Genomic DNA, 16,632 nt, shown 5'->3' with positions numbered 1-16,632 from the left:
CCAAAACCAGGCACCGCGTTCTTTCTGAAGGAATGTGGTGTCTGCAAAAGGGGCCGCTCCGCAGCCCAGCGCGGGGCAAGCCCGCTCACCACAACAAGCCCGCCCACCACAGCGAGCTTGCTCACCACAGCAGGCCTACTCACCACAGCGAGCCCGCTCACCTCAGCAGGCCCCTCCCACATTGGGTCCCCGTTCCGGGTTTTAAACCGGTGCAGGCGCCCGACGCTTGTCCGGCTGCTGCCAGCCATCTGCCGCTGCTTCTTCGATGGCTTGCTGGATCGCCTTCTTGCGCATCTCTTCCGCACGGCGGCTGAAGAACCACACCAGGAAGGTCACCAGCGACACCGCCAACAGGATCAGGCTGGCCACGGCGTTGATCTCGGGTTTAACCCCAAGACGCACCGCCGAGAACACTTCCATCGGCAAGGTCGTCGACCCCGGCCCCGACACGAAGCTCGCCAGCACCAGGTCATCCAGGGACAGCGCGAACGACATCATGCCGCCCGCCGCCAACGACGGCGCGATCATCGGGATGGTGATCAGGAAGAACACCTTCCACGGCCGCGCGCCCAGGTCCATCGCCGCTTCTTCGATCGACAGGTCCAGCTCACGCAGGCGCGCCGACACCACCACGGCTACATACGCCGCGCAGAACGTGGTGTGGGCGATCCAGATGGTGACGATGCCACGTTCCTGGGGCCAGCCAATCATCTGCGCCATGGCCACGAACAGCAGCAACAGCGACAGGCCAGTGATCACTTCCGGCATCACCAATGGCGCGGTCACCAGGCCGCCGAACAGCGTGCGGCCCTTGAACTGGCTGATGCGCGTCAGCACGAACGCCGCCAATGTACCCAGCGCCACTGCCGCCACTGCCGTGTAGCAGGCGATTTCCAGGGAGCGGGCCACCGAGCCCATCAACTGGGTGTTGTCCAGCAGGCCCACGTACCACTTGATCGACCAACCGCCCCACACTGTGACCAGCTTGGATTCGTTGAACGAGTAGATCACCAGGATCAGCATCGGCAGGTAGATGAACAACAACCCCGCCACCAGCATGAAGCTTGAGAAACTGACGCGCTTCATATCTTGCCCTCCATCTCTTTGGCTTGGCTGCGGTTGAACAGGATGATCGGCACGATCAGGATCGCCAGCATCACCACCGCCAGGGCAGACGCCACCGGCCAGTCACGGTTGTTGAAGAATTCTTGCCACAACACTTTACCGATCATCAGGGTTTCCGGGCCGCCCAGCAGTTCCGGAATCACGAACTCGCCCACCACCGGGATAAACACCAGCATGCAGCCGGCGATGATGCCGTTCTTGGACAGCGGCACGGTGATTTTCCAGAAGCTGTTGAAGGTGCTCGAACCCAGGTCGGATGCGGCTTCCAGCAGGCTCTGGTCATGCTTCACCAGGTTGGCGTACAGCGGCAGGATCATGAACGGCAGGTACGAATAGACCACGCCGATATACACCGCGATGTTGGTGTTGAGGATCTGCAGCGGCTCGTTGATCAACCCCATGGACATCAGGAAGCCATTGAGCAAGCCGTTGTTGCTGAGGATGCCCATCCACGCATACACGCGGATCAGGATCGCGGTCCAAGTCGGCATCATGATCAGCAGCACCAGCACGGTCTGCATCTCTTTGCGCGCAGTGGCAATGGCGTAGGCCATCGGGTAGCCGATCAGCAGGCACAGCAGCGTGCTGAAGAACGCCATTTTCAGCGAGCCCAGGTACGCGGCGATGTACAACTCGTCGCCCGCCAGCAGGCTGTAGTTCGCCAGGTTCAGCACCACCTGCAGCTTCTGCTCAACGTAGGTGTAGATCTCGGTGTAGGGCGGGATCGCCACGTCGGCTTCGGCGAAGCTGATTTTGAGGACGATGAAAAACGGCAACGCGAAGAACAGGAACAGCCACAGGAACGGAATCCCGATGACGACCTGCTTCCCGGTGGGGATTATGCGGTTCAAGCGGCGCTTGAGCTTCTTGGTGTTCATGAGCGAAGTACCACGCCGCTGTCGTCTTCCCACCACACGTAGACCTGGTCACCCCAGGTCGGCCGCTGGCCACGGCGCTCGGCGTTGGCCACGAAGGACTGCACCAGCTTGCCACTCGGCAGCTCCACGTAGAACACCGAGTGGCCACCCAGGTAGGCGATGTCGTGCACCTTGCCGCTCGACCAGTTGTGCTCGCAGGTCGGCATTTCGGTGGTAACCAGCAGCTTTTCCGGGCGGATGGCGTAGGTCACCGATTTGTCTTCCACCGAGGTGGCGATGCCGTAGCCCACGTAGATATCGCGGTCCAGGTCCGGGCACTTGAGCACCGCGTGGCCTTCGGCGTCGTCCACCACTTGGGTGTCGAAGATGTTGACGTTGCCGATGAACTCGCACACCAGGCGACTGGTAGGCGTTTCGTAGATGTCGATCGGGCTGCCGATCTGGGCGATCCAGCCCAGGTGCATGATCGCGATGCGCTCGGCCATGGTCATGGCCTCTTCCTGGTCGTGGGTCACCATCACGCAGGTCACACCCACGCGCTCGATGATTTCCACCAACTCCAGCTGCATCTGCGAGCGCAGTTTCTTGTCGAGGGCGCCCATCGGCTCATCGAGCAGCAGCAGTTTCGGGCGCTTGGCCAGGGAGCGCGCCAACGCCACACGCTGACGCTGGCCGCCGGACAACTGGTGCGGCTTGCGCTTGGCGTACTGGCTCATCTGCACCAGCTTGAGCATCTCAGCCACACGGGCGTCGACCTCGGCCTTGGGAATCTTGTCCTGCTGCAGGCCGAACGCGATGTTCTGCGCCACGGTCATGTGCGGGAACAGCGCATAGGACTGGAACATCATGTTGATCGGCCGCTCATAGGGCGGCATGTCAGTGATGTCCACACCGTCGAGGTAGATGCGCCCCTCAGTCGGGCGCTCGAAACCTGCGAGCATGCGCAGCAAGGTGGACTTGCCCGAACCCGAACCGCCGAGCAAGGCGAAGATCTCACCTTTCTTGATTTCCAGGGACACATCGTCCACGGCAATCGTCTCGTCGAACTTCTTCGTGACCCGGTCGATTTTGACCAACACCTTCTTCGGTGTCTGGTCGCCCTCGAGGGCTTTCTTATAGGCGCCGGAGGCAACTGCCATTTACGAAACTCCCAAAAAAAACAGTGCAGTTCGCCCGAGGCGGGCGAACCCAGGATAGTTTGAGCCTTACTTGCCCGTCTTGACCTTGGTCCAGCTACGGGTCATCAAACGTTGCACTTTCGGGGGTAGCTCGAAGTTCACGAATGTCCGGTCGAGTACCGCCTGCGGTGGGTAAACCGCTTCGTCGGTGCGTATCGATTGCTCCATCAGTTTGTCCGACCCAGGGTTAGGGTTGGCGTAACCGACGTAATCACTGACCTGGGCGATCACCTCAGGTTGCAGCAAATAGTTGATGAAGGCGTGGGCCTCTTTGACGTTGGTGGCATCCTTGGGGATGGCCAGCACGTCGAACCACAAGTTGCCGCCTTCTTTCGGAATGGCGTAGGCGATGTTCACGCCTTTGCCCGCCTCGGCCGCGCGCGCCTTGGCCTGGAACACATCGCCGGAGAAACCGGCCGCCACGCAGATGTTGCCGTTGGCCAGGTCGGAGATGTATTTGGATGAATGGAAGTAGGTCACGTAAGGACGCACTTTCAGCAGCTTGGCTTCAGACTTCTTATAGTCTTCAGGGTTGGTGCTGTTGGGATCAAGGCCCATGTAGTTGAGCACCGCCGGCAGCATTTCATCCGCAGAGTCCATGAACGACACGCCGCACGTCGCCAGCTTCTTCATGTTTTCCGGCTCGAACAGCACGGCCCAGGAGTCGATATGGTCGACGCCCAGCACTTCTTTCACCTTGTCGACGTTGTAGCCGATGCCATTGGTGCCCCACAGGTACGGCACGGCGTACTGGTTGCCCGGGTCGTTCTTTTCCAGGCGCTTGAGCAACGCCGGATCGAGGTTGGCGTAATGTGTCAGCAGCGACTTGTCGAGCTTCTGGAACGCCCCGGCCTTGATCTGCTTGCCGAGGAAGTGGTTGGACGGCACCACCACGTCGTAGCCGGTACGCCCGGCCAGCAGCTTGCCTTCCAGGGTTTCGTTGGAGTCAAACACGTCATACACGGGCTTGATGCCGCTGGCTTTTTCGAAGTTGGCCAGGGTGTCGGTGCCGATGTAGTCCGACCAGTTATAAATATGCACAGTCGGTGCGGCCTGCACGCTGACAGCCAGCGTGATACCTGCACCCACCAGCAAGGCTTTGCGAAATAAAGAAATTGGCACGTGGAGGTCCTCTTAAATAGTTGGGCCTTAAAGTTGTTGCCCGGCAACAAAACCGGCGCGCAACTTACCCTCGATAAACCGATCCGGCAAAACTTTCTGGCATTTAATGTGTGGGAGGGAGCTTGCTGTGGTGAGGCGGCTTGTCCACCGCCGGGTTCACCGCAGATTGGTGGGGCTGCTTCGCAGCCCAGCGCGGGGCAAGCCCGCTCACCACATTTCCCCCTCCCACAAGGTTCAGGGCTTATTTACCGGACTTGATCTTGGTCCAGCTGCGCGTCATTTCACGCTGGGTTGCGGCTGGCAGGTCAGCAATGGCATAGAGCTTGGCTTGCACGTCTGCTGGCGGGTAGATGCCCGGGTCGCTGGTGATGTCTTTGTCGACCAGTGCGGTGGCTTTCGCGTTACCGTTCGGGAAACGTACGCTGTTGGTGATCGAAGCCATTACTTCCGGCTTCAACAGGTAGTTCATGAATTTGTAGGCGGCGTCGACGTTTTCGGCATCTTTAGGGATGGCGACCATGTCGAAGAAGCTACCGGCGCCTTCTTTCGGAATGTCGTAGGCCACTTTCACTTTGCCACCGGCTTCAGCCGCGCGGGACTTGGCCTGCTGGATGTCACCCGAATAACCCACGGCGACGCAGATGTTGCCGTTGGCCAGGTCGGAAATGTACTTGGACGAGTGGAAGTAGCCGATCGAAGGACGGATCTTCAGGAACAGCGCTTCGGCTTGCTTGAGGTCGTCTTTCTTCTGGCTGTCGGTCGGCAGGCCCAGGTAATGCAGCGCGATCGGCAGCATTTCGGTTGGCGAGTCGAGGAAGCTCACGCCGCAGCTTTTCAGCTTGGCGATGTTCTCAGGCTTGAGCAGCACGTCCCAGGAATCGATCTTGTCCACGCCCAGCGCAGCCTTGACCTTCTCCGGGTTGTAGCCGATGCCGATCGAGCCCCACATGTACGGGAAAGCGTGCTTGTTGTCCGGGTCGCTGACCGACACGGCTTTCAGCAGGGATTTGTTCAGGTTGTCGTAGTTGGACAGTTTGGTCTTGTCCAGCTCCTGGTAGACGCCCGCCTTGATCTGCTTGGCGAGGAAGTTGTTCGACGGTACGACGATGTCGTAACCGGACTTGCCTGCCAGCAACTTGGCTTCCAGGGTCTCGTTGCTGTCGAACACGTCGTACACCACTTTGATGCCGGACTCTTTTTCAAAGTTGGCGATGGTATCCGGCGCGATGTAGTCGGACCAGTTGTAGACGTGCAGCACTTTATCGTCTGCCTGGGCCGCGCCCGCCATTGCGCCCATCAGGGACAAGGCGAGGAGGGTCTTGCCAGCGTTCTTCAAACCTAATGCCTTCATTTGGTGATGCTCCAATTTTTCTTTTTTGGGCCACGTTCTTACAAGGTTTTGCGGCCCGTCTAAAGGGCAACAAAACAGGGCGACAGTCTGGCAAGTTCTGAGGCCGGCTTTCAACCAAAGCCTCATCTATAACTGCTCGGTACACAGCGCCCGAAAGCCGCTGCGCACTGAGCCTAGCACTTAGCCCTGCAATGCCGCCAAAGTCAGGTCCAGGCAATGCCGAGCCTTGGTCACCAGCTCGTCAATTTCGGCCTGGCTGATCACCAGCGGCGGCGAAATGATCATGGTGTCGCCCACGGCGCGCATGATCAGGCCATTCTCGAAGCAGAAGGTTCGGCAGATCATGCCTGCGCCCTTGCCTTCGTAACGCTTGCGCGTTGCCTTGTCCTGCACCAGCTCAATCGCACCGAGCATGCCCACACCGCGCACTTCACCCACCAACGGGTGATCCGCCAGCTCCCGTAGACGTTTCTGCAAATACGGTGCCGTTTCGTCGTGAACGCGGTTAACGATTTTTTCATCGCGCATGATGCGGATGTTTTCCAGGGCCACTGCCGCCGCCACCGGGTGGCCGGAGTAGGTGAAGCCGTGGTTGAAATCGCCACCTTCGTTGAGCACGGCCACCACATCGTCGCGCACGATCAAGCCGCCCATGGGGATGTAACCCGAGGTCAGGCCCTTGGCGATGGTCATCATGTGGGGCTTGAGGTCGTAGAAATCGCTACCGAACCACTCACCGGTCCGGCCGAAACCGCAGATCACCTCATCGGCGACAAACAGGATGTCGTACTTGGCGAGGATTTCCTTGATGCGCGGCCAGTAGGTGGCGGGCGGCACGATCACACCACCAGCGCCCTGGATCGGCTCGGCAATAAAGGCACCGACGTTGTCCACGCCCAGTTCCAGGATCTTCTCTTCCAACTGGTTGGCAGCCCACACGCCGAATTCTTCGGGGCTCATGTCGCCGCCTTCGCCAAACCAGTACGGCTGCGCGATGTGGGTGATGCCCGGGATCGGCAAGTCGCCCTGCTCATGCATATAGGTCATGCCGCCCAGGCTGGCGCCGGCCACGGTGGAGCCGTGGTAGCCATTCTTGCGGCTGATGATGGTTTTCTTGTTCGGCTGGCCCTTGATCGCCCAATAGTGGCGGACCATGCGCAACATGGTGTCGTTGCCTTCGGAGCCGGAACCGGTGAAGAACACGTGGTTCATGCCGGCCGGTGCGATATCGGAAATGGCCTTGGCCAACTCCAGTACCGGTGGGTGAGCGGTCTGGAAGAACAGGTTGTAGTACGGCAGTTCTTTCATCTGCTTGGCGGCGGCGTCAGCCAGTTCATCGCGACCGTAACCGATCGCCACGCACCACAGGCCGGCCATGCCGTCGAGGATCTTGTTGCCTTCGCTGTCCCACAGGTAAACGCCGTGGGCTTTGGTGATGATCCGTGGGCCTTTCTCTTTCAATTGCTTGAAGTCGCTGAACGGCGCCAGGTGGTGATCACTGCTCAAGGCTTGCCATTCACGGGTTTGCGGGTTGTTGCTGGACATACCGATCTCCTAGACTTTTCAGTAAAGGGCGCGCCGCTTTCAAGGGCGCGCCCGGCGCATCAGACGGCGAAGAGCAGGAATTCCCGCTCCCACGAACTGATGACGCGCTTGAAGTTTTCATGCTCGGCCCGCTTGACCGCGACGTAGCCTGTGATGAATTTCTGACCCAGGTATTTCTCGATGGTCTTGCTGTTTTCCATGCGTTCCAGGGCGTCTTCGATGGTCAACGGCAGGCGCAGGTTGCGACGCTCGTAACCACGGCCTACCACTGGCGCGCTGGGGTTATGGCCTTCGACCATGCCGATGTAGCCACACAGCAGGCTGGCGGCAATCGCCAGGTACGGGTTGGCGTCGGCGCCCGGCAGGCGGTTTTCCACACGCCGGTTCTGCGGGCCGGCATCCGGTACGCGCAGGCCCACGGTGCGGTTTTCTTCGCCCCACTCCACGTTCACCGGCGCCGAGGTATCCGGCAGGAAGCGGCGGAACGAGTTCACGTTAGGCGCAAACAGCGGCAGCAATTCAGGGATGAATTTCTGCAGGCCGCCAATGTGGTTGAGGAACAGCTCGCTCATGGTCCCGTCTTCATTGGAGAAGACGTTCTTGCCGGTAGCGATGTCGATGATGCTCTGGTGCAGGTGCATCGCGCTGCCGGGCTCGCCGGTCATCGGCTTGGCCATAAAGGTCGCGGCCACATTGTGCTTGAGCGCGGCTTCACGCATGGTGCGCTTGAACACCAGGATCTGGTCGGCCAGCGACAGGGCATCGCCATGACGGAAGTTGATTTCCATCTGCGCCGTGCCGTCTTCGTGGATCAGCGTGTCGAGGTCCAGTTCCTGCAGTTCGCACCAGTCGTAGACGTCTTCGAACAGCGGGTCGAATTCGTTGGCGGCTTCTATAGAGAAGGATTGGCGACCGGTCTCGGGGCGCCCGGAACGGCCAATCGGCGGTTGCAGCGGGAAGTCCGGGTCTTCGCAGCGTTTGGTCAGGTAGAACTCCATCTCCGGCGCCACGATGGGCTGCCAGCCTTTGTCGGCATAGAGCTTGAGGACTTTCTTGAGTACGTTGCGCGGCGACAGCTCGATCGGGTTGCCTTGCTTGTCGTAGGTGTCGTGAATCACCTGGGCGGTCGGCTCGATGGCCCAAGGCACCAGGAACACCGCGTTCTGGTCGGGGCGGCAGATCATGTCGATGTCGGCCGGGTCGAGCAATTCGTAATAAATGTCGTCTTCGACATAGTCGCCGGTCACGGTCTGCAACAGAACGCTCTCGGGCAGGCGCATGCCTTTTTCGGCGATGAACTTGTTGGTCGGCGAGATCTTGCCCCGGGTGATGCCGGTGAGGTCGCCAATCATGCATTCGACTTCTGTGATCTTGTGGTCTTTCAACCAATCGGTGAGCTGGTCGAGGTTGTTACTCATAAATGCCTCTGGGCTGGGTTTCCTGGCATCCATTAAAGGCCAGGCGTTGGTTGACGCAGCATCCGCGTCGTTTTTTCATTCAGGGTAGGAGCTTACCTGCCATTTGCTGCAGCGTTGCATTCCTCACGCCAAAGTTGTGTGCAATTTTGAGCAGCACAGCGGACGCGAGCCGTTCGGTGGCAAACGAGAAGGCAAAAAAGAGGTCGGACCGGGCGTCAAGAATATTGGCCGGGGCGCGAGCAATCACGCGGGAGGAATGGACGGATGACACAGCCTGGCTGAAGCAGGCCAAGACGCCGAGTGGCGGCAGGCGAGACATGAAGCACCCCGGTATTATTGCTGTTATGGGTTTGAATCGAGCTTAGCCTTGTTCATTTTTTTACACAACACCCCCGTAAAAAATACAACACGGCCCGCTCAAGCCTGCGAGTCCCAAGCCCGTCAAACCCAAAAAACCGCCCCAAAAAGCCCCAAAAAAGCCTTCGCAGCGCTTTTTTAGGGCAAAAAAGGCCTCGCTTGACTTCGGCATGCCGTTCGGGTTGACTGAAACCAGAAAAGATCAATGATTGATATTTTTAACAACAAAGGTGTTGCATCATGTCGGTACCCCCGCGTGCCGTTCAGCTTAACGAAGCGAACGCGTTCCTTAAGGATCATCCTGAGGTTCTGTACGTAGACCTTCTAATTGCGGATATGAATGGTGTGGTGCGCGGCAAGCGCATCGAACGCACCAGCCTCCACAAGGTTTACGAGAAAGGCATTAACCTGCCTGCCTCTTTATTTGCCCTGGATATCAACGGCTCTACGGTGGAAAGCACCGGCCTGGGCCTGGACATCGGTGATGCTGACCGAATCTGTTATCCAATCCCCGACACCCTGTGCAATGAACCCTGGCAAAAGCGCCCTACCGCGCAACTGCTGATGACCATGCACGAACTTGAAGGTGAACCTTTCTTCGCCGATCCGCGCGAAGTGCTCCGCCAAGTTGTAAGCAAATTTGACGACCTTGGCCTGACCATCTGCGCCGCTTTCGAACTCGAGTTCTACCTGATCGACCAGGAGAACGTGAACGGCCGCCCACAACCGCCCCGCTCGCCGATCTCCGGCAAACGTCCGCACTCGACACAGGTTTACCTGATCGACGACCTCGACGAATACGTCGACTGCCTCCAGGACATCCTGGAAGGTGCCAAAGAGCAAGGCATCCCGGCCGACGCCATCGTCAAGGAAAGTGCCCCGGCGCAGTTCGAAGTGAACCTGCACCACGTGGCCGACCCGATCAAGGCGTGCGACTACGCGGTCCTGCTCAAGCGTCTGATCAAGAACATCGCCTACGACCATGAGATGGACACCACCTTCATGGCCAAGCCTTACCCAGGCCAGGCAGGCAACGGTTTGCACGTACACATTTCGATCCTGGACAAAGACGGCAAGAACATCTTTGCCAGCGAGGATCCCGAGCAGAACGCCGCATTGCGTCACGCGATCGGCGGTGTGCTCGAGACCCTACCCGCTCAAATGGCGTTCCTGTGCCCCAACGTCAACTCCTATCGCCGTTTCGGCGCACAGTTCTACGTGCCGAACTCGCCGTGCTGGGGCCTGGATAACCGCACCGTGGCGATTCGCGTACCGACCGGCTCGTCCGATGCCGTGCGTATCGAACACCGCGTGGCGGGCGCCGACGCCAACCCTTACCTGCTGATGGCTTCGGTTTTGGCAGGCGTGCACCACGGCCTGACCAACAAGATCGAGCCTGGCGCACCGGTGGAAGGCAACAGCTACGAGCAGAACGAACAAAGCCTGCCGAACAACCTGCGCGATGCATTGCGTGAGTTGGACGACAGCGAGGTGATGGCCAAGTACATCGATCCTAAATACATCGATATCTTCGTTGCCTGTAAGGAAAGTGAGCTGGAAGAGTTCGAACATTCCATCTCCGACCTTGAGTACAACTGGTACCTGCATACCGTGTAAGCGGTTGCGGTATTCAATGCGGTGGGCGGGCTTGCTGTGGTGAGCGGGCTTGCCCCGCGCTGGGTTGCGAAGCAGCCCCACAACCCGACGCCGAGTTCCTTCTGAATGAACTCGGTGTTTCTATTGGGACTGCTTCGCAGCCCAGCGCGGGGCAAGCCCGCTCACTACAACACACTCACTCGCCACGAAAGCGCCTACTCCCAGGTATGGATCATCCTTAAGCTCTGCGTACAATGCGCTCTGCCTTGTAGGAGACTTCCATGACCACCCGCCCCGCCACCCCTCGCAAACCCCGCGCCCGTAGCCAGGCCCGGATCGACGCGATTCTCGACGCCGCCCGCACCTTGCTGGCCGCCGAAGGCGTGGCCGGTTTGTCGATCTACAGCGTGGCCGAACGGGCGCAGATCCCGCCGTCGTCGGTGTATCACTTTTTCGCCAGCGTGCCCGCGTTGCTGGAAGCGCTGACAGCAGATGTGCACGCAGCATTCCGGGCGGCCATTCAGGCGCCCATCGAGCACGACTCACTCAAGCACTGGCGTGATCTGTCCTACATCGTCGAGCAACGCATGCTCGCCATCTACGACGAGGACGCCGCCGCACGCCAGTTGATCCTGGCCCAGCACGGGCTGACCGAGGTGACCCAGGCGGATCGACAGCATGATCTTGAATTGGGGAACTTGATGCTGGACGTGTTCAATCGCCACTTCGAAGTGCCGACACTGCCCAGCGATGTCGACGTGTTTGCCCTGGCGCTGGAACTGAGCGATCGCGTGTATGCGCGCTCGGTGCATCAGCATGGGCTGATCACGCCACGCATGGCGGAGGAAGGGATGCGGGTGTTTGATGCTTACGTCGGGCTCTATTTACCGGCGTATTTGCCCAAGCGTTGAGTAGTGTGGTGGCTGGGCCGGCCTCATCGGGGGCAAGCCCCCTCCCACCTTTTGAATGTATTCACAGGTCAAAATGTGGGAGGGGGCTTGCCCCCGATGGCGGCCTCAGGCGCGATCACAACTTGGCAATCGACACCTCGGTGGACTTCACGAAGGCGATCACTTCGCTGCCAATCACCAACTCCAGCTCTTTGACCGAGCGGGTGGTGATCACGGAAGTGACGATGCCGGACGCGGTCTGTACGTCAATTTCCGACAGCACGTCGCCTTCGACGATTTCCTTGATGGTGCCTTTGAACTGGTTACGCACGTTGATGGCTTTAATAGTCATGTTGTTCTTCCTTCATGGGACAAGTGAGTTATTGAGCCCAACGCAATTGCGTAGGCAGCGGTGAAACAGGTTCGGGTTCCGGCGGCGTGCCGGGTAACGACAACACACGGTTGAGCACTTCGGCTTCCAGCGCGGCCAGGCGATGTGAGCCCCGGGCACGTGGGCGCGGCAGGTCGACGATGAGGTCGAGGCCGATTTCGCCGTCTTCGATCAGGATCACCCGGTCGGCAATGGCCACGGCTTCGCTGACGTCGTGGGTCACCAGCAACACGGTGAAACCGTGCTTCTGCCAGAGGTTTTCGATCAGTTGCTGCATCTCGATGCGGGTCAGGGCATCCAGCGCGCCCAGCGGTTCATCGAGCAGCAGCAAGCGCGGTTGGTGAATCAGCGCACGGGCCAGGGCCACGCGTTGCTTCTGCCCGCCAGACAGCGCCGCCGGCCATTCATTGGCACGTTCGGCCAGGCCGACCGCTTCAAGGGCTTCCAACGCTTTGGGGCGCCAGTTGCCTTTAAGGCCCAGGCCGACGTTATCGATGATCTTTTTCCACGGCAGCAGGCGCGCTTCCTGAAACATCAGCCGCGTGTCTTCAATGGCTTCGCTTAGCGGTGCGGAACCGGCCAGCAGCTCGCCGCCGCTGGCTTTGTCCAGGCCGGCCAGCAGGCGCAGCAAGGTACTTTTGCCGCAACCACTGCGACCGACCACCGCCACGAATTGGCCGGCAGGAATGTGCAGGTCGATGTCCTTGAGCACTTCGCGCGCGCCAAAGGCCTTGCGCAACTTGCGTACCGCCAGGGGGATGCCCTTGAGCAGGCGCGGGGGTTGTTGAGCTGTCATGCCGCACCGCCTTTATTCACTTGATACGCCGGGTGCCAGCGCAGCCACACCCGCTCCAGGCCGCGAGCGGCCAGATCGGCGAGCTTGCCGAGGATGGCGTACATGACGATGGCCAACACCACCACGTCGGTTTGCAGGAATTCACGCGCATTCATCGCCAGGTAACCGATGCCGGAGCTGGCGGAAATGGTTTCCGCCACAATCAGCGTCAACCACATAAAGCCCAGGGCAAACCGCACGCCCACCAGGATCGACGGCAGCGCGCCCGGCAGGATCACCTGACGGAACAGGCTGAACCCGGACAAGCCGTAGCTGCGCGACATTTCCACCAGTGCCGGGTCGACGTTGCGAATGCCGTGGTACGTGTTGAGGTAGATCGGGAACAGCGTGCCGAGCGCGACGAGGAAAATCTTCGCCGTCTCGTCGATGCCAAACCACAGGATCACCAGCGGAATCAACGCCAGGTGTGGCACGTTGCGGATCATCTGCACCGAGCTGTCCAGCAGGCGTTCGCCCCACGTCGACAGGCCGGTGATAAAACCCAGGGCCAGGCCGATGCTGCCGCCGATCACAAAACCCAGGCCCGCGCGCCAGCCACTGATGGCCAGGTGGGTCCAGATTTCGCCGCTGGCCACCAGGTGGACGCCGGCTGCAATCACGGCGCTGGGCGCCGGCAGAATACGCGTCGACAACCAACCCGCCGACACCGACAACTGCCACACCGCCAGCAACAACACCGGCAGCACCCAGGGCGCGACGCGGTGGCTTAATTTTTCAAAACTCATGGCGCCACCTCAGCTCTGTGACGCAGCTTTAGGAAGGATGTCGTTGGCGACCATTTCGCCGAACGGGCTCACGTACCCGGCGCTTTTCGGCAGCTCGGGACGTTCGATATCCAGGTGGGGGAACAACAGCTCAGCCACCCGATACGACTCTTCCAGGTGTGGATAACCGGAGAAGATAAAGGTGTCGATGCCCAGTGCTGCGTATTCCTTCACGCGTGCCGCGACGGTTGGGCCATCGCCTACCAGCGCGGTGCCCGCACCGCCGCGCACCAGGCCGACGCCGGCCCACAGGTTAGGGCTGACCTCGAGGTTGTCGCGATTGCCGCCATGCAAGGCCGCCATGCGTTGCTGGCCAACAGAATCGAAGCGCGCCAGGGAGGCCTGGGCACGGGCGATGGTGTCGTCGTCCAGGTGGGAGATCAGTTTATCGGCGGCTTTCCACGCTTCATCGTTGGTTTCGCGCACGATCACATGCAGGCGAATACCAAAGCGCACCGTGCGCCCCAGCTTCGCGGCCTTGGCCCGCACCTGTGCGATTTTTTCCGCGACAGCGGCCGGTGGCTCACCCCAGGTCAGGACCATTTCCACCTGTTCGGCCGCCAGGTCCTGGGCCGCTTCGGAGGAACCGCCGAAGTACAACGGCGGACGCGGTTGCTGGATCGGCGGGTAAAGCAACTTAGCGCCTTTGACGCTGATGTGTTCGCCGTCGTAATCCACGGTTTCACCTTCCAGCACACGACGCCAGATACGGGTGAATTCCACCGAGGCCTGGTAACGCTCTTCGTGGCTGAGGAACAGACCGTCGCCGGCCAATTCTTCCGGATCACCACCGGTGACCAAGTTGAACAACGCACGGCCGCCGGACAGGCGGTCGAGGGTCGCGGCCTGACGTGCCGCCACCGTCGGGGAAATGATCCCAGGGCGCAGCGCGACGAGGAATTTCAAACGCTGGGTCACCGGGATCAGCGAAGCGGCCACCAGCCACGAGTCTTCGCACGAACGCCCGGTCGGGATCAGCACCCCGCCGAAACCCAGGCGATCAGCGGCCTGGGCCACTTGCTGCAGGTAACCGTGGTCAACGGCGCGAGCGCCTTCGGCGGTGCCAAGGTAATGGCCGTCGCCGTGGGTAGGCAGGAACCAGAAAATATTGAGGCTCATGGAGTTGTCTCCTGAAGAAGTCGGATTACGGCGCTTTAGCCACGGCGGCGGGTGGCGTCCAGATCACGTCCTTGATGCTCAAGGGCTTGGGGATCAATTTGAGTTGGTAGAAGCTGTCGGCGATTTTCTGCTGGGCCGCCACCACTTCCGGGGTCAGGAACAGTGCGCCGTAGCCTTGGCGCTTCACCGAGGTCAGGGTGATGTCTGCCGGCAGGCCGAGCAGCGGCGCCACTTGTTCAGTCACTTCCTGTGGGTTGGCCTTGGACCACTCGCCCACGGCGCGCACTTCTTCGATCAGAGCCTTGAGCACCTCAGGGTGTTTTTCAGCGTACGGCTTGGTGGCCAGATAGAACTGATGGTTGTCGGCGATGCCGGTACCGTCACGCAGGGTGCGGGCCTGCAGTTGTTTCTCGGCGGCGGCCTGGTACGGGTCCCAGATTACCCAGGCGTCCACGCTGCCACGCTCGAAGGCGGCACGGGCATCGGCGGGCGGCAGGAACACGGTCTGCACGTCGGTGTATTTCAGGCCGGCATCTTCCAGGGCACGTACCAACAGGTAGTGCACGTTGGAGCCTTTGTTGAGCACGACTTTCTTGCCCTTGAGTTCGGCCACGGATTTGATCGGCGAATCTTTCGGCACCAGGATCGCTTCGCTGGTCGGCGCTGGCGGCTCGTAGGCCACGTAGAGCAAGTCGGCACCGGCGGCCTGGGCGAATACCGGTGGGGTTTCGCCGGTCACGCCGAAGTCGATGGAGCCGACGTTCAGGCCTTCAAGCAGTTGCGGGCCGCCCGGAAACTCGGTCCATTGGACATTGACGCCCTGGGCCGCGAGGCGTTTTTCCAGGGAACCCTTGGCTTTGAGCAGCACCAGCGTGCCGTACTTCTGATAACCGATACGCAGGGTCTCGGCGGCTTGAGCTTGAACAATGGCGCCGAAGGACACAGCCGCAGCAAACAGTGCGACCAGACCACGACGCAAGATGACAGTGCGCATGGCGCTCTCTCCAAATAATGCGATGAGGGGGTTGGCTGCACCTGCTTGGCCGTTAGCGGCTGAGTAAGGTGAGTACTACAAAATCCGGTAAGGCTCAGATGCTCCAGCGAGCACTCAACAAACGTTCATTCAACACATGGGGGTCCAGCGGTTTCGGGCGACGGGCCATGGCGCCGTAGAGCGTTTCCAGGGCCTCGTGCAAACGGTGTTCAAGCACCGGCACCAGTTGCGCCTGGGCGCTGCCTTCGCCATAGGCGATCTGGCTGTCTTCGGCAAAAATACCGTGGAGCAATTCCTGGGCTTTCAGCGCCGACAACACCGGTTTCAGCGCGTAATCCACCGCGAGCATATGCGCGATGCTGCCGCCGGTCGCCATCGGCAACACGATCTTGTGGGCCAGGGCGCGCTCGGGCAGCAGGTCCAGCACCGTCTTCAGCGCGCCGGAGAACGAGGCCTTGTACACCGGCGTGGCGATCACCAGACCGTCCGCGTTAGCCACTTGTTGCAGCAGGTCGATGACCTTTGGGCTGTCGAAACGCGCATGCAGCAAGTCCTCAGCCGGGAAGTCCCGTATCTGGTAACTCACGACTTCTACGCCTTTGTCTTGCAACCACTGACGGGTTTTATCCAGCAACACCCCGGAGCGGGAACGCTGGCTGGGACTGCCTCCAAGTGTTACGACCAACATGCAGGAATTCCTTGAGCAAGTGCCGGCGGTTCGCTGTGTGGCGATGGCGCCAAGATGGAACAGACCTTATCAGCAGATTCATATATCTTTAAATCTTATTTTTTCATTTGTTTATTCTTTAAATGCATATAAGGAAGGTTAAACGTCAGGCGAAAAAAAGGCCGTCGAAACGGCCTGAAAACCCCTGTTGTGATTCAGCTTCAACGACGGTGTATTGAACGACGCCATCGGGGGCAAGCTGAACTGGCCTAATGATTTTGGACACTTCAATCGGGCGCTATGATAGCGCCCAAATCTGAGGTGTTTGGATATGCGTAAATCTTATTCGAGTGAGTTCAAGCTCAAGGCTGCCAGCATGGT

General features: G+C 59.9%; 16 protein-coding genes. 2 read left to right on the top strand and 14 right to left on the bottom strand.

Annotation, left to right across the window (positions count from 1 at the left end):
- Window positions 1–201: 201 nt before the first annotated feature.
- The 8 genes from QCBJ_RS25145 to QCBJ_RS25110 all read right to left on the bottom strand — a co-directional run bounded on the left by QCBJ_RS25145 (window position 202) and on the right by QCBJ_RS25110 (window position 8,936).
- Window positions 202–1,086 carry an ABC transporter permease subunit gene (locus tag QCBJ_RS25145; protein ID WP_015886412.1) on the bottom strand — a complete coding sequence of 295 codons (885 nt, stop codon included), beginning with the start codon at window positions 1,084–1,086 and terminating at the stop codon, window positions 202–204.
- A complete protein-coding gene (locus QCBJ_RS25140) occupies window positions 1,083–1,964 on the bottom strand; it encodes an ABC transporter permease subunit (RefSeq protein WP_232504883.1) in 882 nt (293 codons plus the stop codon). Before QCBJ_RS25140 ends, QCBJ_RS25145 begins: the two co-directional genes overlap by 4 nt.
- A 35-nt stretch (window positions 1,965–1,999) precedes the next feature.
- Window positions 2,000–3,142: an ABC transporter ATP-binding protein gene (locus QCBJ_RS25135; protein WP_003195240.1), complete on the bottom strand. Its 1,143-nt coding sequence runs from the start codon at window positions 3,140–3,142 to the stop codon at window positions 2,000–2,002.
- A 66-nt stretch (window positions 3,143–3,208) separates the two neighbouring features.
- Entirely contained in the window at window positions 3,209–4,303 is a 1,095-nt protein-coding gene (locus QCBJ_RS25130; RefSeq protein WP_102061838.1) for a polyamine ABC transporter substrate-binding protein, read from the bottom strand.
- Window positions 4,304–4,544: 241 nt separating this feature from the next.
- Window positions 4,545–5,639 carry a polyamine ABC transporter substrate-binding protein gene (locus QCBJ_RS25125; RefSeq protein ID WP_015886415.1) on the bottom strand — a complete coding sequence of 365 codons (1,095 nt, stop codon included), beginning with the start codon at window positions 5,637–5,639 and terminating at the stop codon, window positions 4,545–4,547.
- A gap of 195 nt (window positions 5,640–5,834) precedes the next feature.
- On the bottom strand, window positions 5,835–7,199 hold the full coding sequence (locus QCBJ_RS25120) for an aspartate aminotransferase family protein (protein ID WP_015886416.1): 1,365 nt from the start codon (window positions 7,197–7,199) through the stop codon (window positions 5,835–5,837).
- Between the two features lie 59 nt (window positions 7,200–7,258).
- Window positions 7,259–8,617, bottom strand: coding sequence for a glutamine synthetase family protein (locus QCBJ_RS25115; protein ID WP_046034908.1), 1,359 nt, complete (start codon window positions 8,615–8,617; stop codon window positions 7,259–7,261).
- Window positions 8,618–8,696: 79 nt separating this feature from the next.
- A complete protein-coding gene (locus QCBJ_RS25110; RefSeq protein WP_102061837.1) occupies window positions 8,697–8,936 on the bottom strand; it encodes a hypothetical protein in 240 nt (79 codons plus the stop codon).
- Window positions 8,937–9,214: 278 nt separating this feature from the next.
- Between QCBJ_RS25110 and QCBJ_RS25105 the strand changes: the two genes are divergently transcribed.
- Together QCBJ_RS25105 and QCBJ_RS25100 are read left to right on the top strand one after the other, a co-directional pair.
- Window positions 9,215–10,591, top strand: a complete 1,377-nt coding sequence (locus tag QCBJ_RS25105) for a glutamine synthetase family protein (protein ID WP_003213894.1) — start codon at window positions 9,215–9,217, stop codon at window positions 10,589–10,591.
- A 260-nt stretch (window positions 10,592–10,851) separates the two neighbouring features.
- Window positions 10,852–11,481 (top strand): TetR/AcrR family transcriptional regulator, encoded by a 630-nt coding sequence (locus QCBJ_RS25100; RefSeq protein WP_046034907.1) that lies wholly within the window; start codon window positions 10,852–10,854, stop codon window positions 11,479–11,481.
- A gap of 115 nt (window positions 11,482–11,596) precedes the next feature.
- Here the strand turns inward: QCBJ_RS25100 and QCBJ_RS25095 are convergent, their stop codons facing one another.
- The 6 genes from QCBJ_RS25095 to ssuE form a co-directional block, all read right to left on the bottom strand.
- Window positions 11,597–11,812 carry a molybdopterin-binding protein gene (locus QCBJ_RS25095; protein ID WP_003213899.1) on the bottom strand — a complete coding sequence of 72 codons (216 nt, stop codon included), beginning with the start codon at window positions 11,810–11,812 and terminating at the stop codon, window positions 11,597–11,599.
- Between the two features lie 28 nt (window positions 11,813–11,840).
- The gene (gene ssuB / locus QCBJ_RS25090; protein WP_015886420.1) at window positions 11,841–12,647 is read right to left on the bottom strand and encodes an aliphatic sulfonates ABC transporter ATP-binding protein; all 807 of its coding nucleotides are present in this window, start codon (window positions 12,645–12,647) and stop codon (window positions 11,841–11,843) included.
- Window positions 12,644–13,432 carry an aliphatic sulfonate ABC transporter permease SsuC gene (gene ssuC, locus QCBJ_RS25085; protein ID WP_015886421.1) on the bottom strand — a complete coding sequence of 263 codons (789 nt, stop codon included), beginning with the start codon at window positions 13,430–13,432 and terminating at the stop codon, window positions 12,644–12,646. Before ssuC ends, ssuB begins: the two co-directional genes overlap by 4 nt.
- Window positions 13,433–13,441: 9 nt before the next feature.
- Window positions 13,442–14,590, bottom strand: coding sequence for an FMNH2-dependent alkanesulfonate monooxygenase (gene ssuD, locus QCBJ_RS25080; RefSeq protein WP_015886422.1), 1,149 nt, complete (start codon window positions 14,588–14,590; stop codon window positions 13,442–13,444).
- A gap of 25 nt (window positions 14,591–14,615) precedes the next feature.
- Window positions 14,616–15,584 carry a sulfonate ABC transporter substrate-binding protein gene (locus QCBJ_RS25075; RefSeq protein ID WP_015886423.1) on the bottom strand — a complete coding sequence of 323 codons (969 nt, stop codon included), beginning with the start codon at window positions 15,582–15,584 and terminating at the stop codon, window positions 14,616–14,618.
- Window positions 15,585–15,678: 94 nt separating this feature from the next.
- Window positions 15,679–16,272, bottom strand: coding sequence for an NADPH-dependent FMN reductase (gene ssuE, locus QCBJ_RS25070; protein ID WP_015886424.1), 594 nt, complete (start codon window positions 16,270–16,272; stop codon window positions 15,679–15,681).
- Window positions 16,273–16,632: the final 360 nt, after the last annotated feature.

Source organism: Pseudomonas sp. QC2, from assembly GCF_002859085.1.
Taxonomy (GTDB): Bacteria; Pseudomonadota; Gammaproteobacteria; order Pseudomonadales; family Pseudomonadaceae; genus Aquipseudomonas; species Aquipseudomonas petroselini.
Note: the sequence above shows the minus strand (reverse complement) of the source record. Positions and strands in the feature narration are given on the sequence as shown.